This window comes from Corynebacterium sp. HMSC074C03, from assembly GCF_001838285.1.
In the GTDB taxonomy this organism is placed as follows: Bacteria; Actinomycetota; Actinomycetes; order Mycobacteriales; family Mycobacteriaceae; genus Corynebacterium; species Corynebacterium amycolatum.
Map to the genome: position 1 here is coordinate 176,266 of NZ_KV836189.1, position 26,010 is coordinate 202,275.

Sequence of the window (26,010 nt, forward strand, 5' to 3'; positions counted from 1 at the left end):
TTTGCGAATTGTTGCGACGCGCTACTTCGCACGCTCGATAGAAACGTGCGCCTCCATCAGCTCACCCGGGTTCGTCTGTGCCGCGAGCAGGGAAAGCTCACCACACCAGACGATTGCCGCGCAGCACGCTGCTAGACGACGGGCATTCTCACCCGGCTCACGGTCCTCCTTGCAGCCCAGCGCCGTGAGATTCTTCTCCACGAAGTCCAAGCCCTTGCCGTTGCCCACGGAACCGACGATCAAATGTGGCAGGGTGCAGCTAAAGCGCACGGAGCCGTCGTCAAGCGCCTCTACCTGCGTCAGCCCCTGCGAGCCTTCGACGATATTCGCAGCGTCCTGACCGGTGGCGAGGTAAAAGCCCAGCAGCATATTGGCGTAGTGCGCATTACCGCTGCGCAGCGAACCGGCCATGATGGAGCCGACGAGGTTCTTGCGCTCGTTGAGCTCGGCCAGACGCTTGGCAGTTGTGCGCAGACGTTCGCGGACAACTGGCTCCGGAATGACGGCTTCGGCAATCATGTACTTACCGCGACCCAAAATGCCGTTGACGGCGGAGGTCTTCTTATCGGTGCAGTAGTTTCCCGAAATAGAGCCATAGCCCAACTCTGGCATCTGCTCCATCAGGTAGGACATCAAACGCTCAGACGCCAGCGTGGCCATGTTGTGGCCCGAGGCGTCACCGGAGAAGAAGTCAAAGCGGACAAAGAGCAGACGCGATGCGATCTGAAAGTGAATATCCACCAGCCTGGCAAAACGCGAGGAGGACTCCACGACCTTCTTCAGCTCGTCATAACGAGACAGGATGTTGTCGCGCGCAACGACGGCGTCAGCTGCCGAGTTGAGTGTGAAAATCACCGAGCGAGTCATCTTCTCGCCAACGAAGGTGCAGGTAATACCGCCTTCAATCATGCGGGAGACCTTCGCACCGCGACCACAGGACGGCCACAGCGGGGTCTCGTAGGTAGCCAGCGGAATCTTCACCTCGTCATTCATGACGTTGCCACTAATGCGCACCGGACCAATCCAGCTCAGTGGTACGTGTGCATATTCCAGGTCGTGTGAGCTCTTTTCAGCCATTGTCCTAAGCGACCCTTTCTAGCTGCATGCAGCTTCGGTTCCCAGCTTCTGTAAATTCCAGCTGTCTTAAATTCTACGGTCTAAAAATTGTGGTCAAAGTTGAGCGGCCAGCTTCAGCGGCAACGGCCGAATGCCAGCAGCCCGCCAGCGCGCGGTGATGTCCGCGGCAGTCGCCTCAGCATCGGCACCATTTGAGACTCCGACCAGCGCGATTCCACAGTCACCACCACCAGAGCCACTGCTCTTGCCCGCGGCCCCCGCGCCATCGGCGATGTCGGCGAGCGCTTTCAGTTTCTCCGTCTCGATGCACACAGCACGCTCGCGCTCATAGTCCTGCAGCAGCGTCCGATTCTCGCGCAGGCAGGCAAACGCCGCTGTGTGGTCACCGTCGGCAAGTGCCTGCCAGAGTTTTTCGCTTATCGACGAGACCCCGCGTACAAAATCACGGTCTGCGCCACCGGCCTTCTTCAACTGAGAGTCCGTCTTCACCGGGCTGCCCGTCCAGCCGACCAACAGTTGTAGCCCGCCGAGGTCGGCACGGGCGTCAATGCAAAGATTCGGCCACGGTGCCGCCACGGCAGCCACAGGATCAGCCGCCACGAGTTCTGCAAGCGCCGTCGGATTCGGCCGGCGATAGAGCACCACCCCGCCGTGCGCGGAGCACGCGATATCGCCGCCGGAACCAGCCGCACCAGCCAGAAGCGTGGCCACCATCGCAATCTTGTACACGTCCAGCGAATTGAGCTCCAGGCCTAGGTGCACTCCCAGCGCACGAGTCACTGCCACAGCGACAGCCCCGGAGGATCCCAGGCCATACTTCGCACCGCTATCGGCGTCATCAAGGTCCGATTCAATGACAATATTGATGGGGCTCTCTGGAGTGTTTTCCAGCTCGCCCGCAGCAATGCGATAGACCAGGGAAATCGTATGGGTAGCGATGTCACCTGGCGCATCAATATCAATGACGCGCCCCTGCGGGCCGTAATAGCTGGAGTACACGCGAGAGATCGGCTGCGATGGGTCGGCATCGTGGCACCGAACCGTCACATAGCGGTTGACTCCTGCGATGACGGCCAGCCCCTCAACATCCATCACTGCATATTCGCCGGTGAGATACAGTTTGCCACAGCCGCGGCCAATCGATTCGCCTTCGAAAGGTTCGCCCTTAGCGCTACTCAACTACTCCCCCAGCTACACCAGGTATGCGCCGGGGCCGGAGCCGGAAACCAGCACGTCAATATCCTCGAACTCTGCGCGGAAACGATCCGCGATGGTCTCAGCATCGCCGCTGCGGCACAGCACCTTCACGTTCGGACCGGCATCCATGGTGGCGTAGCACTCGGTGCCCTCGTCGCGCAGCGTAGCGACGAGATCGAGAGCCGCCACCGAATCCGGATTCCAGTAACGCACCGGAGGAAGAGCCCCCAGCATAGTAGCGTGCATGCGCATGGCATTGGCCTCGGCAAGCTCGCCGACCGCAGTGAAGTCCGCAGCGGCAATGGCGGCCTTCATGTCCTCGATATCGCGGGGCACCTGCTCCACCCACGCCGGGAAGAACGGTGAGGTCTCGACCGTGCGACGCATGGCGGCACGGCTGTCGATCTTCTTGCGGCCTGGGGCCAAAACCGCCACGACCAGGGAGAGGTCCAGGCCGGAATCCGGCAGAGCCACTGCGTGGCTCGAAGCATCGTCATCGCCGGGCAGCCACTCGACGAGGCCGCCGAAAATAGAGCGACAGGCCGAGCCCGAACCGCGACGGGCCAGAGCCGAGAGCTGTTCCGGGGTGTAGTCCAGGCCGTAGGCCTTCGCCGCGGCCAGCGCGAGAGCACCGAAACCTGACGCGGACGAAGCCAGTCCAGCGCCCGTCGGAATCTCGTTGGTGCTGGTCACCTCTGCGAAGCTAGTGCTGCCCGCACGCTCGCGGACCAAATCCAAAAACTTCTGGACGCGGGAGAGATCCTTGCCCACCATCTCCTGGCCGTTCAGTGTGCCCAAGTCGGCGGTGACGCTGGGATCGTCGATAAGCGACACCGTGGTAGTCGTCGGAGCGATGCCCAGAGTAAGGGACAGCGAACCTGTGGCCGGCAGCTGCACGGCCTCATCGCGCTTGCCCCAGTATTTAATCAGGGCGATGTTGGGATGAGCGACGGCGGTAGCGGTCGTGGTCACGAGGGATTTACCTCCACAGTCCAAGTAGCAACGGCATTGGCGCCCATCATGGCATGGCTAATCAGTTCCGCGTGATCGGCGGACTCTGCCAGCGCCATCACACAGCCGCCGCAACCGGCACCAGTGAGCTTTGCACCGTGGGCACCTGCCAGACGTGCGGCAGTGACGAGATCAGTGATGGACTCATGTCCAACACCTAGTTCCTCTAGCGCTTCCTGCGCCGAGTCCATGCGATGTCCCAGACGGGCAAAATCACCCTTGGCCAGGTTGTGCACCGCGCCATCGGCCAGCTGCCCTAAGTGATCCAACAATTCCTGGCCGTGGACTCGATGGGAATCGACGAAACCACGCACGCGAGCAACGGCCAGCGACGTCGAGCCACGCACACCGGTATCCCCCAGCACCAGCCACATCTTCTTGGCTACCTGCAGCGGATGGAACTCCCCCTGCTTGAAGTAGACCGGACGAGACGCACGGGCAACCGTGGCATCCAGGCCAGAGGGGTTACCGTGCGCCAGACGCTCAGCTTCCTGCACCAGGTCAAAGCGCTGACGTTCGCCCAAAGTGCCATCGGCGAGGTCACGCACTGCGTCGATAAGCGCATGTGCCACAGCGGCAGAACCACCCAGCCCTGCGGCGGGCGGGATACCGGAGCGGAGACGAATCAGCAGGTCACGCTCGGGAATACCGAAGGTGCGCAGGCCAGCGCGGAGTGCAGCGGCGATGGAGGCAAAGCGCTCCGGCAGCTCGTCGATGTCAATGACCTCGCCGTCCATGGAAAACAGGACGGGAGAATCCTCCACACGGTCAATCCACGCCATCGTGCGCAGCGATGTCACCGGCAGCGCGATAGCTGGCTTGCCATAGACGACAGAGTGCTCGCCCAACAGAATCGACTTGGCATGCCCTTCACCGAATGCGGCACCCTGTTCATTGGCCAGGGCATAGAACTCCCCGGTCTCCAATTCCTCGGACTTGTCGAGGCCGAAGTCGTCGACGCTGGCGTTTTCTACGCTGGTCACGAAGCTACACATCCCTTTCCGAAACCGACTGTGCGGCAGCCTGCGCCTCCGCGGGGCCATGGATACCCGGCACACCCGCAATGTCGAAACCGTACTTGGAGAACTTCTCCGCGCCAACACCCCAGACGTGGTTAAACCACTCCGTCATCGGTTCGTTCGCGCGGCGTTCGGCGAGCTCCTGCGGGGTCACGTACACCACTTCATCGACCTCATCGGGGTTGATATCCACCGACTTCGGATCGACGATGCCGGCGTAGACATGGTTGTACTCGTGCTCCGCCAGTCCCGAACGATCATCGATGACCTGGTAGATAACGATGCCGATTTCCTCCAACTGGGAGACATCCGCACCGAGCTCTTCCTTCGCACGACGCTCAACGGCATCCGCCACCGGCTCCCCCGGCAGTGGGTGCGAGCAGGTCGCATTCGTCAGCAGCAGTGGTGAGTGATACTTCGACTCCGCACGGCGCTGCAGCAGCATGCGTCCCTGCTCATCGAAGAGGAAAAGGGAAAAGGCGCGGTGCAAAATTCCCGGCGGAACGTGTGCTTCAAGCTTGCCGACGGTACCGAGAACTCGACCGTCACGATCGACTACCTCTACCTGGATGTCGGCTTCACCCGGGGCAAAACGGGCTTTAATGTCCTCTGGCGCATCATTCATTTCCACACTCCTGACTCTAGACTGCGGCCACGACAGCAGCTAACTCCCCGGCAATCTTGCGCGCCGATTCCGCATCGGCGGCCTCTACCATTACGCGGAAGAGCTCCTCGGTGCCGGACGGGCGCAGCAGCACGCGGCCGGTGGAACCCAGCTTCTCCTCTGCTGCCTCGATGGCGGCCTTGACCTCATCAGACTCCAGAATTGCGGCCTTGTTCGACACCGGTACGTTGATCAGAGTCTGCGGCAGCACCTTCATTACGGAGGCCAGCTCAGCCAGAGACTTACCAGTGCGTGCCATCCGCGCCATGAGGTACAGACCGGTGAGGGTGCCGTCACCAGTGGTGGCGTGATCCGGAATGACCACGTGCCCCGACTGCTCACCGCCGAGCGAGTAACCGCCAGCGTTCAAATCAGCCAGCACATAGCGGTCGCCGACCTTGGTGGTGCGCAGGGCGATATCGTTTTCCTCCATCGCCAGCTTGAGGCCGAGGTTGCTCATCACAGTGGCCACCAGCGTGTTGTGGTGCAACAGCCCCTCTTCCTTCATGGCGACGGCCAGAATGGCCATGATTTGATCACCGTCGACGATGTTGCCCTGCGAATCCACAGCCAGGCAGCGGTCGGCATCGCCATCGTGAGCCAGTCCCAGATCCGCGCCGTGCTCCAGCACTGCCGCGCGCAAAACCTCAATGTGGGTGGAACCGCAGTTGTCGTTGATGTTGTAAGAGTTCGGCTTGTCGTGAATAGCGACGACGTCGGCACCGGCGGCCGCGTACGCCATGGGGGCTGCCTGCGAAGCAGCACCATTTGCACAATCCACCACGACGCGAATGCCGTCGAGCTTGGTACTGACCGCACGGGAGAGGTGGAACAGGTAGCGGTCGAGCCCGTCTGGGGCCTCCTCGATGACACGACCCACTCCGGTGCCCGTGGGGCCGGTCTCCGGCAGGTTGTGGAGAGCGTGTTCGATTTCCTTCTCCACCGCGTCGTCAAGCTTGGTGCCGCCCGCGGCGAAGAACTTGATGCCGTTGTCCGGCATGGGGTTGTGAGAAGCCGAAATCATCACACCCATGTCGGCACCGTAGTCGTCGGTGAGGAAAGCGACAGCCGGAGTGGGCAGCACACCGACACGCAAGACGTCGACGCCCTGGGAAGCCATGCCGGCAGACAGCGCTGCGGCGAGCATCTCACCGGAGACACGCGGATCGCGGCCAACAATGGCCAGGGGACGACGCCCCGATGGATTCGTGCCGCTAGTCAGCACAGTGGCCGCAGCAGCACCCAGCCGCATTGCCAGCGGTGCGGTCAGAGTCTTATTCGCCAAACCGCGGACGCCATCAGTTCCGAAAAGACGTGCCATTGTTGCTAGACCACTCCTTGGGGGTTTATGAGTTTTGGTATCGCGGACTGTTGCATTGTCAATGCTGTATTACTTTAGCCGGTCGCCTAGGCGAATCCAGACTAGCCACAGGACACAATTGGCTGCGGGTCATAAACCGTAGTCTGAGTTTCACGCGAGATTTCCGCGCCAGAGAGGTCCCGAATGACGCGTGTGTCGGAAGTGGTAAAACCCTGCGCACCCGACGACGGCTGGCAAGAGCTGCCACTGACCTGCATGCGCTGCGGTTGCGTGTATGCCCAACGACCACCATTGATGGACTCGACGTTGACCCTCTTCACACCCTTGATGCGCACAGTGACGTCGGAGCCAGTAGTAACGGCCTCGATAAGAATCGGAGTGTCGGAACTGTTCTTAAACGCCAGGTCGATTGCGCCCTCGTACACCGTCGCCTCACGGCCGGCCGGGTAACGCGAAATGTAGTAACTGTGCGGAGTGTGCGCGACATCCTCCATGCCCGCAAAGTACGAAGCATTGTACAAAGTAGTGGCGAACTGGCTAATGCCACCGCCGACAGCCTTATCCGCATGACCGTTGAGGATGATGCCCGACTCGACAAAGCCCTGCGCAGTACCGCGCGGACCCGTGTAGCCGTTCAGGCTGAATGTATCGCCCGGCGCCACGAATGCGCCGTTGACCATCTGAGACACCAGGGCAATGTTTGTTCCCGATGCCGAGCTGAAGCCACCGGTGGTGAACTCACCAATGACATCATCGAAGGTCGCACTTTCCGCTTGTTCGGTGGTGTAGGTGGCGGGCTGGTCCTCGTAGACCGCATCGAACTCGCGCTTATCCGTCGAAGTCACACGCTCGGCGAAGTCCTTCATAGTTTCATCCCACTTCACGGCTACGCCATCAACTGAGGGGACCACTTCACGCGAACCACCGCTGAAGCGTATCGACGCATTGCGCTTATCAACCTCGGAAGCAGCCAGCCCCTCCTCGAGGATCTCGCGTGCGCGGTCGACATTGATATCGGCGGCCAATCCGCCGTCGCGCGGCACAAAGCTGATGATCTCAGCCATGCGCTCCGGAGGAATTACACCATCTTTGCCATCGCGGCCCTTGGCAACAATGGGACCCGACACGGCATCGGCGGCCTCTCCCTCAGCTGCCTCACGAACCTGATCTTCACCGATAGCCGGGTCGTGCGCGGTGGTCTCCACATCGATGCCCTCCGGCGACAACCACTTGGCGGCCAAATCCCCGCTGACCGCATTGCGGTCGACATCTTGGCCGATAACCGGTGGAGTTGTTTCCACGCGGCCGTCAACAAGCTTGACCTCACCATCGACGGGAGCAATAGTCAGTTCGCCGACGAGACGGTCGACCTGCGGTTCGAACTTAGAGCTATCGATATCGCTGACCAAATCCAGCTCACGGGTAGTAAAGAAACTGCGCACCCAGGTAACTGGGTTCGCCGTCTGCTTGCCCGCCTGAGCGACCGTCTTCTCCCAGTCGATGCTCAGCCCCGCCTCCTCGGGCAGAACCTCCGCCGCGCGCTCGCCGGCACGCAACGCCACTGGATGAGTGGAAAGATCACCGAGCTGTTCTTCGAGCTTCGCCTCAGCGTGATTCGCGCTCAGCGTGCTGATGTCAATCCCCGCAACGGTAGACCCGCGCGGGACATGGTCCTTATTCAGCACGTAATCGACAGCGTAAAACACACCGAAGAGCGCGAAGATACCGAGGACGATGCCGAGGAAAATCTTTAATCCGCGGTGACTGGAGGAAGACTTTTGTTTGGCCACAGCCACTTACTTTACCGTGGAAACACTACTAACTAGATTTTTATTAGATTCCGCAGGTGCCCGGAATGCGTTTCTTGTTCTTCGCATACTGCTGGAAAGCATCGACCACGGCATTGGCATAGACCTCGGCGCCATCCGGGGTCGGATGGATAAGGTCCGCGCGCAGCTTGGACAAATCGTCACGCACACCATGGCACCAGTCAGCCACATAGACATTGTCGCGCTTCTTTGCCGCGTCGAGGACTTCCTTCTCCGACTGAGGCATCCACACGCGATCACCGTACGGGTTGATTAGGACAATGATGCGGTCTTCACCCAGCGAATCGAGAATCTCATCCAACAGGTGTTCGTCCGATGCCGCAGCCGACTGGTTGATACCAAGACCCAGCACAACGAATGGATCGAGCGTACCCGCCGCCTTCATACTGGCGATAATCTCCGGCGCGGCCGGATAACCACGGGAAACTGCCGCATCGATGTAGATGCCGGGCAGCTTCTCCTCCAACGCGGACGCCGAGGCGAGCATCACAGAGTCGCCGATAGCAGTGATCTGGTCACCACGCGGCATAACGCGCTTGGCCAACTCGGCTTCCTCCGCCTTCTGTGCCTGTGCACGGCGCTCAGCTGCCTCCTGTAGCTGTGCCTCCAAACGCGTCATCTTCGGCGCCGTGGCCATCCCTGCCACTGCACCGACCACGACGACCAACGCCAGCACTGCTGCAACGCGCGGCTTCCAGGAACCGGCAAACTGCGTGCCCGAAAACTGCGACATCCAACGGCGGTAACCCATCCGGCGAATTGGGGATTCCACATTCTTGTACGACCAGTTCGCCAAAAGCAGCGCCAGCGCAATACCTGCAAAGGCAGCGAGTTTCTCATACTGCATCGCCTCATTGCGCTCCAGCAGTTCACGGATGAGCACGATGACCGGCCAGTGCCACAGGTACAGCGAGAAAGAAATCTTTCCCAGCCAGCACAGTGGCTTGAACTCAAAAATCTGACGCACGGGTGAAACACCGCGAACGACGAGATAGAGAACCGCCGCCGACAGCAACGACGCGAACACCAACCCACCGCGGTAAGTCGCCGACGCGGTATCTGACATCATCAGCAAAACCAACGACAGGAAAATCAGCGGCAGCGAGGCCACTACGAAAGCCTGGGCAGAACTGCCAAAGAAATCCCGCAGCAAGGGTTCCGTGCGTGGCCAGGAGTCCGCCTCCGCGCGTGACGACGTCGACGTCAACCACAATGCGAGGGCCGCACCAAACAGGAGACCAAAGGCGTGAGTATCGGTGCCGTAGTAGACCCTCGTGGGGTCGACCTTCGGATCGTAAAGCGAGACCATCCACACGAAAGAAGCAACCGCGCCAATGCCCGCCACTGCTGCCAGCTTGCGAGATGCCAGCTTCAGCGCGAGAAGAGCCACAAAGATTAGTGGCCAGAGCAAGTAGAACTGCTCCTCTACCGACAGTGACCAGTAGTGGGCTAGCAGCTGCACACCAGAATCCGCGAAATAGGACTGAGAGCCCGCAATCTGCGTCCAGTTATTGACGAAAAAGACCGTGCCGAGAAACTGCGTCGACAAGCCAACAGCGGAATCACCGCCAACCAGACCTGCGACGGCGATGGAAATAAATAACACAAACATCGCAGCCGGGGCGATGCGGCGCAGTCGACGGAGCCAGAAGTCCTTTAGGTCGATGCGCCCAGTGACCGCGCGTTCGCGCACCAGAAGCGAGGTGATAAGAAATCCGGAGAGCACGAAGAAGATATCCACGCCGATGTAGCCACCGGGCAGCACATTATCGAAGTAGTGGTAGATCACCACTGTGGCAACGGCCAGACCGCGCAGCCCATCAATGCCTGGTACGCGTCGAATGCGGAAGGGATGCTTCGCCACCGACGACGAGCTAGAGGAGCTCTTCACGTCGGAGGTCTTGGTGGCTGTGGTGCTCACCGCCATACGGTTTCCTTCTTCCCATCGCACTACAATCGCACTTCCATCGCACCGCAATCACACCGCGAAAAACGATTCTCGTGGCAGTTTTTAACGGATAAAAGTCTAACGTACGGGGCTTGCCCCAAAAATGCAGCCATGCCTGGTCACGGCGGACTTTAACCCAAAAAAGCACCCCGGCTTGCGCGTAATACGCAAACTGAGGTGCTTTTCGAAACAGTAAAGCCTAACGCTTGGAGTACTGCGGTGCGCGACGGGCCTTGTGCAGACCAGCCTTCTTGCGCTCGACAGCACGAGCGTCGCGGGTGAGGAAGCCAGCCTTCTTGAGAACGCTGCGCTCCTCCGGGTTGAACTCGTTCAGGGCACGAGCGATAGCCAGGCGCAGAGCACCGGCCTGACCGGACGGGCCACCACCGTTGATGTTGGCCTTGATGTCGAACTGGCTGTCACGCTCAACCAGGACCAGCGGATCCTTGATTTCCTGCTGGTGCAGCTTGTTCGGGAAGTAATCCTCGAGCTCGCGACCGTTGCAGACAATCTTGCCGGAGCCGGCAGTCAGAACGACGCGGGCAACAGCGCGCTTACGACGACCGACGGTCTGAATCGGACGATCCAGGGTCAGCGGTGCAGCCGGAGCAGCCTCAGCCTCGGTCTCAGTAGCAACTGCATCGCCGATGGAAGAGGTGAACTCTTCGGTGGCAGCAGCAGCGGCAGCCTGAACATCATCGTAGGAAGCCTCGGTGGCCTCTACGTTCTGGTTCTCGTTGACGTCCTGTGGGTTGGTCACTGTGCCACCGCCTTGATCTCGTAGTTTTCAGGCTTCTGACCGGCGAACGGGTGCTCGGAGCCGGCGAAGACGTGCAGCTTCTTGATGGACGCACGCGAAAGCTTGTTGTGCGGCATCATGCCCTCAATAGCCTCAGCGATAACGCGCTCCGGGTGAACCTCGAGGGAACGACCCAGGGTCATCGACTTCAGGCCGCCCGGGAAGCCCGAGTGGCGGTAGCGCATCTCACGTTCCCGCTTGTTAGAGGAGACGTGCACCTTATCGGCGTTGATGATGATGACGTGGTCACCGCAGTCGACGTTAGGGGCGAAGTAAGCCTTGCCCTTACCGCGCAGCAAGTCTGCGGCGTGAGTAGCCAGACGGCCGAGAACAACGTCGGTAGCGTCGATGACGTACCACTTGCGCTCGATGTCACCGTCCTTCGGATGGAAAGTAGACAACATGACTCCTTTTAGGGTCCGTGTAGATTTGCCAGCCACCGTGCACACTGTTGTTATTCCCCGGCGGCCGGTGGAGACCCGGGGCAACATTCACGTGTGCGCACACAGTTTGGCTACTTTACCTTGAGATGGCGCTAGAACAAAAATGCCAAAGCCAGTCTCAGCTGCAAACTACTGAGACTGGCCTTTCCCCCCCCCGGAGTGCTGCTAGCAAGAATACGTCAAAGGCAGATACCTAATTGAGGATCTCAATTGAGCAAATGTCCTCCCCCTCCCCCCGGTTACATAGCTCAATCAAAAGTGCCTCAACCAGGATCCAAGCTATCCCCAGCTAGCTGCTGCACGGCGGTTAATATCCGCCATTCGCTGACTACCTGCGCTGACAGTATCCGCAATAGTCGTGAGAATCATATTGAGCTCCTCCGCTGCTGTGTCCCATTCACGCTGAGCCTCCTGGTAAGAATCCGAAGACTCACCCTCCCACGTAGAGACCATCGGCGCGATGCGCTTCTTCAAATCTCCGAGCAGCCCGTTGATAGTGCCAGAAGTGGAACGAATGTCATCCGCAGCACCGTCGATGCCGCCGAAGCTGTACCTAATTGGTTGCATTAAGAACCCTTTCCCCAAAAGGTGATGTGTGTTGTGTGATTCAGTGTTGTAATTGTGCGATCCGACAAAACGTTTAGAGGTTCAGCAACGACGCACCCGCTGCTGCCACCTGCTTAAACGACGACGCCCCCTCGTCCTCGCCCGCATCGAAGCTGCTGGAATTTGCGCGAATGTTATCCGCGATATCCGTCAGCGCATTGGATAGACGCATAGCTGCGTCATCCCAACGAAGCATCAGATCATCGAAGCTGTCTTTAGCCTGGCCCTTCCATTCCCCCGCCAGACCGTCCACGACGCCTCGAATGCGCCCCAGCTCGCCCTGTACTTCCGAGTTGACGCCATCGACGTCCCCTGCGGTAGTGGTCATTTGATCTGATTCGGCTGCAAATAGGTTTGCCACTGTTTCCCCCTTTTTCGTGTTGAGTGACTGATTAACGACGGCATTTTTACCTCCCCGCGCGAGCCAGCCAGCTTCCCGCGTTAAAAAACCCGTCATATTGTTTGGCGCGAAAAACCCCGATTCGGTTCCATTTTGGTTTTCTGACCTTTACCCCTACCTACCCCCGCCCAGCCCCAGTCACCTTCTCTACGCCCCTTGCGTATTACGGCACCGGCCGAGCGCTTACTACTGCCTGGTCGCATACGGGCCGTACCGGCGCAATAGTCCTTCCTCTGAACTGGCACCCCACACTGACTTGAGTTCCGTCCATCACTTTGTGATGCCAGAGCACTATCGAATTACCTGACGGCAGCCGCTCCTCTACGACTACGACATCGGTGCCCAGTACTTGCCTGCGTTCCGGCGCGGACTTTGTCTCATCCCCGGCAACGGAGCTACTCAAAGCTGCTGCTAGATGTTCAAGCGCCATGTCCTGCGAAAGCGGATTAGCGAGCACCAATACGCGCATATCTCCGCCATCCACCGCAATCAGACGGTCGAACGGACTTGCCGAATCAAGCTCCCACCCGCCGGGAAACCGAGCTTCCACGCCCGCATTGGCCAGCGTGACTACTGGAGCAGAATCGGGAACCGGTTTCGATGCGGGTGGTGGCGTAGTTACAGGTGGCGTAGTTACAGGAGGAGCCTGTGCGTGCGATGTCTCACGCTGCTTCTGCCTCCCCTCGTTCTCACTGCCTATGCCGCCACTAATGAGCCATGCAGCAATCCCAACAATCAGCACCACCACCGTCAACAAACCAACGGCAGCTACTGACACAACTGCGCTTTGATTCGACACTGCGCTGGCTTCTACCCTGGCTGCAGGACGCCTCCCCGCGAAATCCTCCAATTGCTCCACTTCACCGGCTTCAGCGTCGCCGATGCTTTTCAACCAGGCCGGATTTACGCACTCCCCGAGCCGCGAGGCTGGACAGTCGAAGACCAAAAACCCACGGTCGCGCAGACGATCGACTAGTAGAGCTCGCCGCGGGTTCGCTAGCCCAGGTGGAACTTCGCCGACGATGAACTCAATATCCTCCTGCCAGCGGGGCGGATACTCGGTAATACCGCGCCCACCGCTAACTTCCACATCATCAGGTATCCCCTGGGGTACATCCGGATACATGGTCAGCTGGTAAGCCAGCGCAATAACTGTTTCCACCAGCGGTGCGCTGTCGTTCGCTCCGACCAAATGTGTCATCCGACTGTCAATGTGCCCACCGCTCAGGCGAGTGACACAGACACGCGTTTCCTCTACTTCCACCAACACGCTATGAGACACAGTCGCCTCATCGAGTTCCACAACGGCGTCGGCAAGCGTCAGAATGTACGGATTGAGTTCGGCAGCCAATAGCGCGGAGGCCAGCCGGCACTGTCGCACAGCACCCCAATAGCTGGGCACAATGACTGTTTGCATGCTCTCGAGAAGCGGTCTAGGGCCATGCACAGCCAGTTCTGTGGTGTCTGCAGGTGCCGCGAGTCCCCACAGATGCCAGGTACCGTGGCGCAGCGTCGGGGTCTGAGTGGTGTCAGGAGAATCGACCCGAATCATCAACTGTCCTCCTGGTCACCAGCAGTATCCAACAAACCCAACTGCACAACCTGCGGACTCTGGCCGTGCGCCACCCAATAGCCACGACCCGGAGGCTGTTCGCAGGGCTTTACGCCGAGGATGGGGCCGTCGTCGCGTGTGCCATCCATGACAAAGACGCTGGCGCCCTGATCCTTAACCGCACCCATGACCGGGTCGTGGAGGGAACGCAACGCCCCGCTGATTCGACGGGCGAAAAAGATATTGAGCCCAATATCGGCGGCGTGAGCGATGACTTCTGCCAGCGGCTGCAAGGGGTTACCCCGTGAGCCAGCCACGAGGTCATAGTCATCCACGATGACATTGATGGTTGGACCACTCCACCAATTTCGGGCCTTCAACTGCGCTGGGGTGATATCCGGTTGCGGGAGACGAGCCTTCAGTACCTCTGCCAGCTCTGCCAGCATGGGCGTCGCCACCGCAGCCGAGCCTGCATAGCCGGCCAGCCGCTCTTGGGGCACGGCCTCCATGAGCCCACGGCGGTAGTCAATCACGACGAATTTCGAGTCCAACTGCGAGTACCGCAGCTGGTGAACGATGCCCCTCAGCGCGGCGGTTCTGCCACTGCCCGCCGAACCGAATATCAGTAGGTGGCGATCCTTTTCGGGGTGGAATATCACCGCGCCCAGACCGGCTTCTTCGAGACCCACTGCAATCGCACCTCTCGTCGCGGCCGCTGGTCGCGGCAAACGCGCAATATCAATCCGCCGCGGCAACAACTGGAGCTTGGGCGCCTGCTCACCGTGTGGCACCGTCTCTACAATCCGCTTGGTGTCCGCAGCACCGGTGAGAGCTACCAACATCGCAAAGCCGCCCGGCGCGACCCCACGTCCTGGGCTCTCCGGCACCAGCTCCGCTGCCTTACGATCAATCATTGAATCCATCGACTCCGCCTGACGCAGCTCAATCCGAGTACCAATCAGGTCGCGAACGGCAGGTCTCATGTCCGTCCACCGATGGGCTGTCAGCAGGACATGAATTCCCACCGCCAATCCATCTGCAACCAGCGCCTGCACATCGTCACTCAGCGCCGGAAACTCCGTTTTGAACGCACCCCAGCCGTCAATGACCAACACCGAATCTGGCTGCCCTGCCGCCCGTGCTGCTTCCGACGAGAGCCATCCATTAGTGCGAAAGAGCTGTTCCCGACGACTTACCTCACGACGCAAAAAACCAAGCGTACGGCGAATAAGCTCCTCGTCTCCGCGGTGTGCAACCGACGCGACATGCGGCAACTCAGCCAGGTCGCTCAAACCGCCCGCACCACAATCAACGATATAAAAATGCAGGTCACGGGCGCTGATGCCGTCGGCAAGCGCGAGGACCGCTGTGCGTGCAGCAGTGGTCTTTCCTGACCGCGGAGCTCCGACGATTGCCACGTGCCCGCCGGTTGTGCGCAGGTCAATCCGCAGTGGGTCTTGGCGCTGAAACAGCGGCTTGTCCACCAGCCCAATCACACCGGTCAACCGCTGTCGCGGCAGCTGCTCGTCGGGCTGGAGCTCGATGGCCTCCGGTAATGGTGGCAGCCACACGCGATGCGCACGTGTCGGTACGTGCGACACCGCTGCCACCACGGCACCGAGCACCGTCTGCTCCGGTGTTTGTGCAGGCGGATCCACCATTCCACCATCGCTTGACGACGCGCCGAAAGCCTCCCGCGTCCAATTTTCAGCGGTAAACTCAGCAACAGCGGCGACCTGGCCCTGCAGCCCCTGCTCTGCCCCAGCCGCCGCACCGTCAACAGGCTGCGGACGGACCACCGGGCCGGAAACATACGCCGACCGAAAACGCACCGGCTCGGCGGCAGCAGATTTGATATACCCAATGCCCGGGATGGCCGGCAGATGATAGGCATCCGGAACCCCCAGCACGCTGCGGGACTCCGCGACGGAAAAGGTCTTCAACCCAATGCGATAGGAAAGATGGCTTTCCAGTCCGCGTAAGCGGCCTTCCTCCAGACGCTGACTGGCCAGCAGCAAATGCATGTGTAAACTGCGCCCCAACCGACCAATCGCAACGAAGAGCTCGGCAAACTCCGGGCGTGCGGAGAGCAGCTCCGAAAACTCATCCACCACAATCAGCAACGCGGGCATAGGTGGCGCATCTATCTGCCCAGCGCGCCGGGCCTGTTCATAGTCGCTGACACCAGCGAAGTTCCCCGCAGCGCGTAGCTGCTCTTGACGCCGCGTCATCTCACCGCGCAGTGCGTCTTCCATGCGGTTGACCAGGATTAGCTCCTGCTCCAAGTTGGTAATCACCGCCGAGACATGAGGCAATTGATCCAGTCCCAGAAACGTCGCCCCGCCTTTGAAGTCCACCAGCACAAAGTTCAACTGATCTGGACTGTGCGTGGCTGCGAGGCCTACCACGGTCGTTCGGAGGAATTCCGACTTACCCGATCCTGTGGCACCAACGCACAGACCGTGTGGCCCCATGCCGCCCTCGGCGCTCTCCTTAAAATCCAGATAGACCGGCGCGCCGCCGTCATCAGCCCCAACGGGAATACGCAGACGAGCACTGCCAGAGCGCGGTCGGTAGCGCAGAGCTGTCGGAGGCGGATACAACCCGAGCTCCTCCATAACCGGATCTTCCGAGGTCTTAACAGAATCATCTGCGCTTGTTGGCACTTCAAAACGCGCCAAGCTCCGCCCAAGAACCTCCGCTTCTGCTGGACTCAGCTGATCAGGTACACCAATCTCCTGCCTTCCGGACGCGGTTTCCGCATGCACAGCAGTAGTGGAAACGACCAGCGCGATGCCATGGTTAACCGCGGCCTCCCACAACGTTGACTGCGCCTCCACGACGGTCAGCAGAACTACCGAGGTCTCCGACCCCGCCGCGTCAAAAATCGGTGTCAGTTCAGTGACATCGAGCTGTCCGCTCGAATTCGCCAGCACAATCAGCACTGCAGCTGGCAGTGTGTCGATAGCCGTGAGTAGCTCCGTCAGCTGCGCACACGTCGCTGCCCGCAACCGCGCTGAGCCACAGGCATCAGTAACTGAGGGGTGTCCGTGGTGTGGTGTCCATTTCAGCCATTCCCACCCATCTCCCACAACTGCAATCAGGCAATCCTCCGGATGATGCAACGCAGCGGAGTGGGCGACCATCGCTCGAGCCAGCCCCTGCGCCGCGGTATCTCCAGTGAGGGCGATGATTTCAAAGGCCGACACATCTATGGCAAAGGGCACTCCCTCAACCTGACGAGCCGATCGAATAACTTCCCGCAGTGCTACGGCGGAAACCGGATCCAGTTTCTCGGGCGCCGGAATTGCCGGCGGTGTCACAGGCGTTGCGGGCTGCTGCGTTGCCACCCCGATGCGCAGCTGCAAGAAATCCGGGTCCCCCTTTCGGCGTTCGCACGCCCGCCCCATCGCCCCCAGCTGCCACAGAGTTCCAGGCCGAGGGTGGATAAACTGCGCCGATTCACGCTGCATCCTCGCTGCTTTCGCCACCGCCCGGCGAATACTGGACAAATGCCTCTGATAGTCCTTTCGCGCCGGTGCCATGTCCTTATTTCCCGCCCCGCCCGACACCATCATGCCCACAGTGGAAAACACCATCATCAGCGGAAACATAAACGACATCGGGTTACGTCCCATCCCAGAGACAAACATCAACACCACCATGCCAACCACCGCCACGACCATGATCAACGGCATGAGTGCACGCATCAGCGGCACCGGCTGTGGCTCCGGCGCTTCCGGTGGCGCATCCGGCGCGATTGTGCCCGTCATAGGCTGTGGCCCCGCTTTTCGGGTAGCCGAAATCCCCGCCCGTGCACTAGTCACAAAAATCCCCCCGCTATGTGTCGCCCCTTGTGTTCACTCGACGGCCAATCCCCCGACCAATCGGTGTGCACATAGCTTAAAACACACTCCGGATTCTCGCAGCGCATGGCCGAAACTGATAGCGGGGGCACGCGCAGTTACTACTCCGAGTAGCGCTCTAACAAGTTGTACGCCACTCTAGAGGGACTAAAGCATGCAGAATTCATGGGGGAAATACATGCTGGGGGAACTCATTCGCGTGCGCATTGATGCCGCACACATGCCCGAAGACACCAACCGAGCACACGCAGACCTTGCGTTACCGACCAACGTCGCAATCGCCGCACTCGTACCGGATATCCTGCAAATTTTCGATATCGACATTGCGGACTTCCCGCTGGCACAGTGGCAGCTACGGACCGCCGCTGGCACGATACTGCTTGCCGACGACACCCTGAACGATGCCGGTATTGCGCCAGGCGAACGCCTGGTTGTTATCAACGACCCAGGGCCCGTGCCCAAACCTCGGCTCTTCGATGCCGCCGATGCTATTACCGACACCACCTATACCGACGGTATCGGTACGGCTGATTTGGTTGTTGGCTGTACCGCCGCCCTCGTGGCCACAGCTTCAATTGCAGCTGCCTCACTGAGCTTGAGCAGTACCGATTCCACACTGGCCGCGGCAATCAGCTTCATCGCGCTGCTGGCAGTAGCCGGTGGACTGCGCCTGGCTCTGTTGCGTAGCGCAAAACCGGCGATTGTCATGTCCCTGGAGCTGCAAGTGCTCATTCTGGGCAGCGCTTCGGGGCTCTGCTTCGTTGGCCTCGACCTACACCGCATACTCACCGACTGGCCGCCGACTGCTGCGATTAGCGTCGCGCTTGCCGTCACCGGTTTGGTTTTTCTCATTTCCAACACCGACGGCGGCGACAACCGCATCACTGTTACCCTGGGCGCCGCGGGTCTCAGCGCTGCAGTTACCTTCGGTATTTACGCTGCGGCTGTCGCACTTTTCCAGAACTCGGTTCAATCAGGAGCACTCACCGCTGCTAGTGCAGTCATCCTGATACTGCTGGCACCTTCCCTGGCTATCAAGGCTGCCGGTATTCGCGTACCCAAAGTCCCTGCCGCCGGAGAGAGCTTCGATGACAGCGAAACTCCCGAAATATCCCACACCGCACCTAAGCGAGCGGGTTGGATTCTCGACGGCATCCTCTGCAGTGGCACCGGAAGTCTCAGCATCTTCACCCTGGTGGTACTTTTCTCCGGAGCCTATGCGAACAGGTGGTGGCCTCTGGGCATGGCTGCTGCTGTCATAGTCTTTTGTGCAATTCACTCCCGTGGCCAAGCCCGGAAAGTAGCTTCCACCTGCACTGCTTTAGCTGGTCTTGCCGTCATTGTGGCTGTCGCCTTTCAACAGTGGTTCGAAGGCAATTGGCCAGTTTCCGCTGGCCTTGTCGTCCCAATGCTTGCAGCCACCGCCTTAGCCGCATTTCCAGCGTCACGCATCTCACCTACAACGCGCCGCATAGCTGAGCTAACCGAGGCCTGCAGCATCGCCGTCATTCTGCCCATTGCGGCCATCATTGCCGAATTCCCTGAGTTCGTAAGTGGGTTCTTCCAGTGAAAAACCCACTTTTCATGAATGCCATAAAAACCCGTCTCACCGCCACGACCGCCCTTTCCACAGTGCTTATCTCCACGTTGACGGCGGCCACCGCAGTAGCACCGTCGGGCATCGCCCCAATAGCGGCTGCCCAGAACAGCCAGGACTGCGTGGCCACGATGCTGTCGTCGGAAAGCGCACTGCGTGAACCGACAGTGATCGAAAAAACTCTTCGGTTTCGCCAAGCATGGCAACTGACGACGGGTGCGGGGATTACGGTGGCGGTGATCGATACCGGGGTCTCACCCAATGAGCGCCTGGGCGAGGTTCTCGACGGTGGCGATTTTGTCGACGGCGACAGCGGGTTCGTAGACTGCGACGGTCACGGAACTCTAGTAGCCGGCATTATTGCAGGCCGGCCCGGTGCCGATGGTTTCGCGGGACTGGCGCCCGACGCGCACGTGTTGTCGATAAGACAAACGGCCGATGGCGAAGGCAATTTGGAGTCGCTGGCGCAAGCTATCGACAGGGCCGTCGCGGAGGGCGCGAGGGTTATCAATATCTCGCTCACATCGTGTGCCCCGGCAGGTGTAATGCCCCAAGGTGCAACGGATGTTGCCGAGAGCGTCGCACGTGCGGAAGTCTCAGGCGCAGTAGTGGTCGCAGCGGCAGGAAATAAGGGCGATAGTTGTCAGGCCGGATCCGTAGCGTGGCCCGCAGTCCTGCCGGAGGTAATCGCAGTATCAGCAGTACAGTTCGACGATGCTGGCCAAGCGCAACCCGCGGAGTATGCAATCACGGGACAATGGGTCAATGTCTCCGCTCCCGGCGGTCCCGTACTCGGTCCCGATCCGCGCACCCCTAGCGGCCTCATAGACCGCCACGTGTTCGGGTCCGGGGATAACACCCGAGCTCAGCAAATCGCCGGCACCAGTTTTGCCACGCCAGCCGTGTCGGGAACGGCTGCCCTGCTGCTGGCACGAAACCCAGAGCTTTCCCCAGCACAGGTTCGCGACATCATCCTTAATTCCGCGAGCCCAATTAGTTCCGACCTCGGCCTTGGTCGCGGCATCATTGCACCGTATGACGCTCTGATTTGGACCACTGTGGACACCGCCGCGCAGCACGACGCCAGTCCCGCTACCGCACCGGCTCCGCCGGATCTGCTTTCTTCGCAGGAGCGCAATGCACCGCTCCGGGCGACTGGTTTGCTCCTGATATGCGCGCTGGGCCTAGGTGCCTGGCTGCTCTCGCGTCCCAGACAGCGGCCCTAGCGCCGCCTGCTTACTCAGCTCAGGGCCTCCACGCAGCGCGGCCAGCACTTCCCAGTCCACTGGTCGCGTGCCACCGCTATCGGCATTGGTTGATGCATTAAACCCGAGGGCAGCCAACGTCGTGCGATCGTGCACAGCAAAGCGCATCCCCTCTGGCGAAATGACGTGTACAGCCCCATTTACGCTTACTGCGATCGAGCTGCGCTCACGGCTGCGACCATCCACGAAACCGTCGACGGCCACACCCGAACCGTCGGCATGCGGGTAATCCACGTGCCGCCCCTCCGGAGCATGCTGCGACCACTGCACGAGAGCTTGCGGCCGTCCTGCTATCCGGCCGGTACACAGCCAGCCATCAGCATCGGCAAACGTCAACGGCTTTTCAGGTAGTCCCGGGACTACTGGCGCATTCGCAACGGGAACTGCCGCCAGCTGCCCTTCACTGGCCTGCAGAACTGGACTATGCGCAGCTAATAGCTCTCCTAGCACCGGGGAGAGAATCGCGGCACCGTCGTCAAGCACGATAACGCGCCGCTGCCCGACCTCGACCACATTGCCGACTGTGTCGAATGGGGCGGCGAAGTGTGTGGGTGCGCCGCGGTTTGGAATTGCTGGCGCGGCCAGAATCGGAACCTCCGGAATCGTTCTGAGCAATGCAGGGGTGACAGGCCGGACTACGGAGCGCTCCAACCCCAGCGCTCGAGAAACAGCGGCGTGCTCCGGGTGGTTGATATCCAACCGCGAGCGGTAGCCCTGCGTAATCAGCCAGAGGTTTTGGCCATCGGCAACAACGGCACTGTCCGAGTGGGTCCGGGTAAGCTGCTGCGGTTCCCCACGTACTTCCTCAAGACGCGCAAGTGACTCTGCAACAATCCACGGTTGCCCGAGGTCTTGCACCGTCCGCTCGCATAAAGACAGTGCCAGCTCCGGCGCACCTGCGCTGCCCTTCTTGGCAGCTCCCGAGGCCCCAGAGCCTGCCGGCGCGGCCGGAACTGCTGGTGCGCCCTCAATCCCGACAGCAAAACTGATGTCCTCTTTGTCCAACTCGCTACTGCGCACCCGTTTCGGCTCAGCAGGATTGCCCAAAATTAACCGCGCCGATGCGAGATTCGCGACTGGATGCAATCGACCATTGACACGTACATGTAGGCCCTCCGACCCCGACACGACAATCAGCTGCTCATTGGAGCTAGAACCGCCCTGCGGTCGCACCAACGACAGCACCGCAGTACCGGCGGCCAGTAAAACCACCAGCGCACAGCCGATAAACAGTGCTCGGGTTCGCGTGCGCAGAGGGTCGTGCAGCATTCGCGAATCCGCACGCACAAGTGCATGCTCAATCCGACGAATCAAGAATCGATGACCGCTGACCTGGCTAGGCGTGGTCGGTGTACGTGGCATGAGTTTCCCCCAAAACTATTCCCCCAAATAATCTCTACCCTGCAGAGTAAGCCAGGCCGCGCTACTGTGCGACCAGGGGAATTTTAGTGGGGAACATATTGGGGGGATTTTCACATGCCATTGTCATTGTGGCTGCTCATTACAGCAATAATCATCACTGCAGGCGCGCATGTCCCTGTGCGCGGACGCAGCCTTCGCGACCGTCTGCGACGCACCGAACCAGGACAGCTCATCGGACTACGTCTCACACCCGGCCTGCGTAGCCAGCTAAGCGCTGCGGATATCGTCTCGCTTGCCGACGACAGCCCAGTGACCCTGGATGCGCTGTGTTTTTATCACATTGCGCCGGAAATCCGCGGAGAGCATGCGCACCGCTACTTCCGAGCGGCCGAACGCTCCGGCACAACCCCTGAGCCCTGGACACATCTGGTCGCAACTCTTCCGGTGGAAGCCTCCGCTGACAAAGCCCTACGCTTCCTCATCCATAGGCTGGGGACCCTTGGCATTCGCGCACGGCGATTAACGGCACAGGAGTGTGCTCTGACTGAGAGCTCTGCGGAGGTAGTACAGCTGCGCCGCACTGGACGCTCTCATCATGTGGCGGCGTTGGGGCGCAAACCGCACCTGTGGTTAAGCCGACAACGTGACATCGCTATCACTAATGGTCCAGCGCAGGTCATAGGGGTCGGGAGCAGTGGACAAACCATCACAATGTGTCCTGCGAACCTCCCCCGATTGGAGGTCGACTGCGGAAATCAGGACATTTGCGAGTTGCTCATCGGAATGCTCTCGCTCGGCTATCGAGTAGGAATTCGCACGTCCCGTCCACATTTCTTTACTGTGGCTCTTGATCTGGGCGCAGTACTTCTCGCGCGAGCTGGAGATGACACCGTCGATGTGGTTGTCGTCGAAGAGTATGAGCCCGACCTGCGTACGGGAATCGCGAGAATCATCGCGGTCAGTCGTGCAGGTTCGCCCACGGCAGCAGCATCGGAAATGCCAGCTTCATGCCCTCGACTGGTGATGGGCGAATTCACCTGGACGCTATCTACCTCCCGCACTACCGATGAACTGCAGCCACTAGCTATGCGGGCAGCTAGCGGTTCAGTCCCGGAATCAACGCGCCCAAATCTGGCAGACCGCCCGGTGCCGGGGAGCCGTCAGGCTCACCCTGCTGCGCTGGGTCATTCGGAGCGCCATTTTCTTGGCCACCCGGCTGACCGCCTGCTGCAGGAGGCACATCCTCCTTCGGCATCTGTGCACCGGTGACATTGCCATTGTCGATAGTGGCAGCGCCCGCTGGTCCCGAGCACTCCAGAGTCGACGGGCCATAGGCCGCGCAGCTGTATCCGAATGCGCTCAACTGAGAATTCGTTGGTAGCGTCTTCATCTCACCCGCCGGCGGGAAAGTAAGGACCTCGTAAGTAACTCCCCCCGGATTCCAGGACACAGCATTGGCGGGAACCTTGTTCCCCGTGCCGTCATCGACCATCGGAGGATTGGCAAGATTCACCTGACAGGCCAAGTAGGCATCGCCGCTCAAATCGTTGAGGAAGCAACGTGTCGTGCCATCCTCCAACTGAAAGAGTCGAGTATTTGGGCCGTCCGCCGGAGTGTAATCCGCATCATTGACCTGGGTGATTGCAGGAGTTTCCGTCGGCGTCTCTGATTCTGTGGTTTTCGTCGACTCCTCAGTCGGTTTCGGCGGAGTCGAGGATTTAGTCTTTGCGGAAGAACTGACGGAGCGATTCGAGACTTCCGGCTTAGCCGGCTCGTCGTCTCCACATCCGGCCAGCGCGAAAGTCATCATCACACCGGCTGCGATCGTTGCCATAAATTTATTCATCCGCATGGTGTCCTAACCTACCCGACCATCGCTCCATCCCCTAGTAGCCGAGGGAGGAATTACTTCCGGAGAACTAGCTCGCATCTCGTCGATGCGTTCTGGCGTAATCACATCGTTGAAAGCGAAGATAGTTACTTCCCTATCTCGATAAACAGGGGTTACCCCTGGAGCTACCCAGAGCCCTTCACCAGGAAACTCTAAATCCTCCTTGGAATCCCAAATACCCGGGGGTGACAAATAGATGAATCCCACGTTCAGCTTTCGTGCTGAGCGATCGACATCGTTCACCCCATCCGGCCGATCGGGGTCTGGAAAACCGAGGTAATCAGCGTGCCAATACAGCATTGAGGTGGCAGTCCACTTGTTCGCCACTGGCCAGTCGTAGTGCGGGAACACCACCGGCAAGTCATTGCGAGCGTACATCCAGCTGGACCCCTCCGGCGGATTCGTAAGCGTGCGGTACTTATGTGCCTCCGGCTGTTCGGCCAACCAATCAAATGCCTTCAGGTCAGCATTGGAAATGATTTGCCATTCTCGAGGGCTCTTGTAGGCGAAATCCGCAGCGCTAGCATTAGACGCCACTCCATAGACCACAAGTACAGCAGAGCTCACCGTCGCTAAGCTCAACCCCAGAACCCGTCCCGTCGATGGCACCTTTGATTCACTAATTCGAGCCGCCCACGCGCAGCCCCACGCCACGGCGATACCCGCAAACGCGGAATACAGATACGCGGTGACCATCACCAACCGGTGAGGCGTCGAATAGTGAAGATCCGTATACAGCGCGAGAATATCGCCCGGCACGCCACCAAAATGGTTGAGCGCGTGGGTCGTCATCAACACCGAAACAAACCAGGCCGGTACTACCCACACCCGTCGGCGCGAAGTACCTGCGAAAACCAAAACCGCCATCCCGATGAAACCGAGGATGATAATTGGCCAGAACGGCCGGAATTCCTCAGTGTGGCGAGTCAGCATTGTGGCGCCTCGATACCACGCATCGAAACGATCGAGGTCGTCTACTTCAGCGCTAACCGCACGCACATCCTCGGTCTGAGAAGTTCCCGTAAGCCACTGCGGCAGTAGAACTGCCACTGCTGGCACAAAGGCGGCTGCAATCACCGCGACGTCGTAAAGCCTGGCGCGAACCGCGCCCAGTTCAGGATGCGCGGGACGCGGCAGGCGGTAGCACAACCACCAGATTGCACCGAGCATAACAGCTGTAGGCACCGATGCCGGATGGAGCTCTCCGATACCGATTATCGCAAGAGCGGCGCTCAAGATGCGCTGAGGTGCGTGCGGGAGCGACGTAACAAAGGCAAAAACGGTAATCGCTAGCGCAATCGAGACCTGGTACGGCCAAGCCCCCACAAAGACCCCGACGGGCATCAATACCGGAAGCGCTGCGGAAACAAGCGCCGCAACCCCCGCGGCAACGGCGGTGGACAGCCTTTGGCGATCAATAATTCGCCAGGTCAGCGCCGCAGCAGCCGTGGGTATGGTCACGGCCGGAATGATAATGCCGAGGTAATTGACCGCCTCGGTGATTGGTAGACGGACAATCAGTATCCAAAGCGCACCGAACGCATGCCATGCGGCGGGATAGTAGGACACCGCCTGAGTTTCCACATTCTGGATCTCGCCCATCCTAGTGGCCGAGGCCATGCCGTCTTCCGTAATCGAACGGAGCACACTTGCATGCCAGAGTGTGTCCCAGCCTTGCTGGATGGTCGCCATCCCCTCTGACATTGAAGCGATGCGGCCGATAGCGGTCCACGTGAGAACCGCCGCTGCGATGATGACCCCGATACCTGCGATTAGCCCATAACCCAACTCGCGCCATCGACTTGCGGCGAGCGGCTGCGCCTCGGCCGACACCGAGCGATTGACACCACCGCGCCGTCGCCGAATCAAAGCGCTGCCGCCACTCCAGCAAAGCGCGAGAAGTAGTGTCACGGCCCAGCAGATAGACGCACTGACCAAGGTGAAGCGCACATCGATAGCGCCGAGCGCCCACCCTGCGGTGCCTGCGATACCAAACGTCACCGCAGGACCGAGGGCCAGCGCCCACGGTGTACGAACGCCGCTGGCTCGCACTACAACAGCGCCGGGGATTACGAGCAGCGCAACCAAGCTAACAATTGCCCACACCACTACCGAACACTCCTCCTACGGTCACTTTCTTCAGGGAATATTACCGAGAGCTTG

General features: G+C 59.9%; 19 protein-coding genes. 3 read left to right on the top strand and 16 right to left on the bottom strand.

Annotated features, from left to right (window positions below; genetic code table 11):
• Positions 1 to 21: 21 nt before the first annotated feature.
• The 14 genes from HMPREF2847_RS00940 to eccCa form a co-directional block, all read right to left on the bottom strand.
• Positions 22 to 1,077: a hydroxymethylglutaryl-CoA reductase gene (locus HMPREF2847_RS00940; RefSeq protein ID WP_070851205.1), complete on the bottom strand. Its 1,056-nt coding sequence runs from the start codon at positions 1,075 to 1,077 to the stop codon at positions 22 to 24.
• Between the two features lie 93 nt (positions 1,078 to 1,170).
• Positions 1,171 to 2,256, bottom strand: a complete 1,086-nt coding sequence (locus HMPREF2847_RS00945) for a phosphomevalonate kinase (protein ID WP_070851206.1) — start codon at positions 2,254 to 2,256, stop codon at positions 1,171 to 1,173.
• Between the two features lie 12 nt (positions 2,257 to 2,268).
• Positions 2,269 to 3,246 (bottom strand): diphosphomevalonate decarboxylase, encoded by a 978-nt coding sequence (gene mvaD, locus HMPREF2847_RS00950; RefSeq protein WP_070851207.1) that lies wholly within the window; start codon positions 3,244 to 3,246, stop codon positions 2,269 to 2,271.
• Positions 3,243 to 4,268: a mevalonate kinase gene (gene mvk / locus HMPREF2847_RS00955; protein ID WP_246821885.1), complete on the bottom strand. Its 1,026-nt coding sequence runs from the start codon at positions 4,266 to 4,268 to the stop codon at positions 3,243 to 3,245. Before mvk ends, mvaD begins: the two co-directional genes overlap by 4 nt.
• Positions 4,269 to 4,272: 4 nt before the next feature.
• A complete protein-coding gene (idi, locus tag HMPREF2847_RS00960; RefSeq protein ID WP_049182338.1) occupies positions 4,273 to 4,929 on the bottom strand; it encodes an isopentenyl-diphosphate Delta-isomerase in 657 nt (218 codons plus the stop codon).
• Between the two features lie 16 nt (positions 4,930 to 4,945).
• Positions 4,946 to 6,289, bottom strand: coding sequence for a phosphoglucosamine mutase (gene glmM / locus HMPREF2847_RS00965; RefSeq protein ID WP_070767593.1), 1,344 nt, complete (start codon positions 6,287 to 6,289; stop codon positions 4,946 to 4,948).
• A gap of 101 nt (positions 6,290 to 6,390) precedes the next feature.
• Positions 6,391 to 8,079 carry a VanW family protein gene (locus HMPREF2847_RS00970; protein ID WP_070851230.1) on the bottom strand — a complete coding sequence of 563 codons (1,689 nt, stop codon included), beginning with the start codon at positions 8,077 to 8,079 and terminating at the stop codon, positions 6,391 to 6,393.
• A 43-nt stretch (positions 8,080 to 8,122) separates the two neighbouring features.
• Complete coding sequence (locus HMPREF2847_RS00975; RefSeq protein ID WP_070851209.1) at positions 8,123 to 10,045, bottom strand: acyltransferase family protein; 1,923 nt, start codon at positions 10,043 to 10,045, stop codon at positions 8,123 to 8,125.
• A gap of 220 nt (positions 10,046 to 10,265) precedes the next feature.
• Positions 10,266 to 10,826: a 30S ribosomal protein S9 gene (gene rpsI / locus HMPREF2847_RS00980; RefSeq protein ID WP_070851210.1), complete on the bottom strand. Its 561-nt coding sequence runs from the start codon at positions 10,824 to 10,826 to the stop codon at positions 10,266 to 10,268.
• A complete protein-coding gene (gene rplM / locus HMPREF2847_RS00985; RefSeq protein WP_005509852.1) occupies positions 10,823 to 11,266 on the bottom strand; it encodes a 50S ribosomal protein L13 in 444 nt (147 codons plus the stop codon). The genes rpsI and rplM overlap by 4 nt, the downstream gene beginning before the upstream one ends.
• A gap of 321 nt (positions 11,267 to 11,587) precedes the next feature.
• The gene (locus tag HMPREF2847_RS00990) at positions 11,588 to 11,875 is read right to left on the bottom strand and encodes a WXG100 family type VII secretion target (protein ID WP_005509924.1); all 288 of its coding nucleotides are present in this window, start codon (positions 11,873 to 11,875) and stop codon (positions 11,588 to 11,590) included.
• A gap of 73 nt (positions 11,876 to 11,948) precedes the next feature.
• On the bottom strand, positions 11,949 to 12,275 hold the full coding sequence (locus HMPREF2847_RS00995; protein WP_005510029.1) for a WXG100 family type VII secretion target: 327 nt from the start codon (positions 12,273 to 12,275) through the stop codon (positions 11,949 to 11,951).
• Positions 12,276 to 12,477: 202 nt separating this feature from the next.
• Positions 12,478 to 13,866: a type VII secretion-associated protein gene (locus tag HMPREF2847_RS01000; RefSeq protein WP_070851211.1), complete on the bottom strand. Its 1,389-nt coding sequence runs from the start codon at positions 13,864 to 13,866 to the stop codon at positions 12,478 to 12,480.
• Entirely contained in the window at positions 13,866 to 17,639 is a 3,774-nt protein-coding gene (gene eccCa, locus HMPREF2847_RS01005; protein ID WP_070851212.1) for a type VII secretion protein EccCa, read from the bottom strand. The genes HMPREF2847_RS01000 and eccCa overlap by 1 nt, the downstream gene beginning before the upstream one ends.
• A 247-nt stretch (positions 17,640 to 17,886) precedes the next feature.
• Here eccCa and eccD point away from each other — a divergent pair, with 247 nt between their 5' ends.
• A complete protein-coding gene (gene eccD, locus HMPREF2847_RS01010) occupies positions 17,887 to 19,302 on the top strand; it encodes a type VII secretion integral membrane protein EccD (RefSeq protein WP_246820021.1) in 1,416 nt (471 codons plus the stop codon).
• A gap of 14 nt (positions 19,303 to 19,316) precedes the next feature.
• The gene (mycP, locus tag HMPREF2847_RS01015; protein ID WP_222866882.1) at positions 19,317 to 20,555 is read left to right on the top strand and encodes a type VII secretion-associated serine protease mycosin; all 1,239 of its coding nucleotides are present in this window, start codon (positions 19,317 to 19,319) and stop codon (positions 20,553 to 20,555) included.
• On the opposite strand, the gene eccB is transcribed toward mycP, so the two are convergent.
• Positions 20,514 to 21,956: a type VII secretion protein EccB gene (gene eccB / locus HMPREF2847_RS01020; protein WP_070851214.1), complete on the bottom strand. Its 1,443-nt coding sequence runs from the start codon at positions 21,954 to 21,956 to the stop codon at positions 20,514 to 20,516. The genes mycP and eccB overlap by 42 nt on opposite strands.
• Positions 21,957 to 22,070: 114 nt before the next feature.
• Here eccB and HMPREF2847_RS11650 point away from each other — a divergent pair, with 114 nt between their 5' ends.
• Positions 22,071 to 23,225: a hypothetical protein gene (locus HMPREF2847_RS11650; RefSeq protein ID WP_083327283.1), complete on the top strand. Its 1,155-nt coding sequence runs from the start codon at positions 22,071 to 22,073 to the stop codon at positions 23,223 to 23,225.
• Positions 23,226 to 23,814: 589 nt separating this feature from the next.
• Here the strand turns inward: HMPREF2847_RS11650 and HMPREF2847_RS01030 are convergent.
• Positions 23,815 to 25,956, bottom strand: a complete 2,142-nt coding sequence (locus HMPREF2847_RS01030; RefSeq protein ID WP_070851216.1) for a DUF6541 family protein — start codon at positions 25,954 to 25,956, stop codon at positions 23,815 to 23,817.
• Between the last annotated feature and the right edge of the window lie 54 nt (positions 25,957 to 26,010).

Coding starts and splice junctions, on each gene's coding strand:
- HMPREF2847_RS00940 (WP_070851205.1), bottom strand. CDS start 1,077: ATGGCTGAAAAGAGCTCACACGACCTGGAATATGCACACGTACCACTG.
- idi (WP_049182338.1), bottom strand. CDS start 4,929: ATGAATGATGCGCCAGAGGACATTAAAGCCCGTTTTGCCCCGGGTGAA.
- glmM (WP_070767593.1), bottom strand. CDS start 6,289: ATGGCACGTCTTTTCGGAACTGATGGCGTCCGCGGTTTGGCGAATAAG.
- HMPREF2847_RS00975 (WP_070851209.1), bottom strand. CDS start 10,045: ATGGCGGTGAGCACCACAGCCACCAAGACCTCCGACGTGAAGAGCTCC.
- HMPREF2847_RS00990 (WP_005509924.1), bottom strand. CDS start 11,875: ATGCAACCAATTAGGTACAGCTTCGGCGGCATCGACGGTGCTGCGGAT.
- HMPREF2847_RS01000 (WP_070851211.1), bottom strand. CDS start 13,866: ATGATTCGGGTCGATTCTCCTGACACCACTCAGACCCCGACGCTGCGC.
- eccCa (WP_070851212.1), bottom strand. CDS start 17,639: ATGACGGGCACAATCGCGCCGGATGCGCCACCGGAAGCGCCGGAGCCA.
- eccD (WP_246820021.1), top strand. CDS start 17,887: ATGCAGAATTCATGGGGGAAATACATGCTGGGGGAACTCATTCGCGTG.
- mycP (WP_222866882.1), top strand. CDS start 19,317: ATGAATGCCATAAAAACCCGTCTCACCGCCACGACCGCCCTTTCCACA.
- eccB (WP_070851214.1), bottom strand. CDS start 21,956: ATGCCACGTACACCGACCACGCCTAGCCAGGTCAGCGGTCATCGATTC.
- HMPREF2847_RS11650 (WP_083327283.1), top strand. CDS start 22,071: ATGCCATTGTCATTGTGGCTGCTCATTACAGCAATAATCATCACTGCA.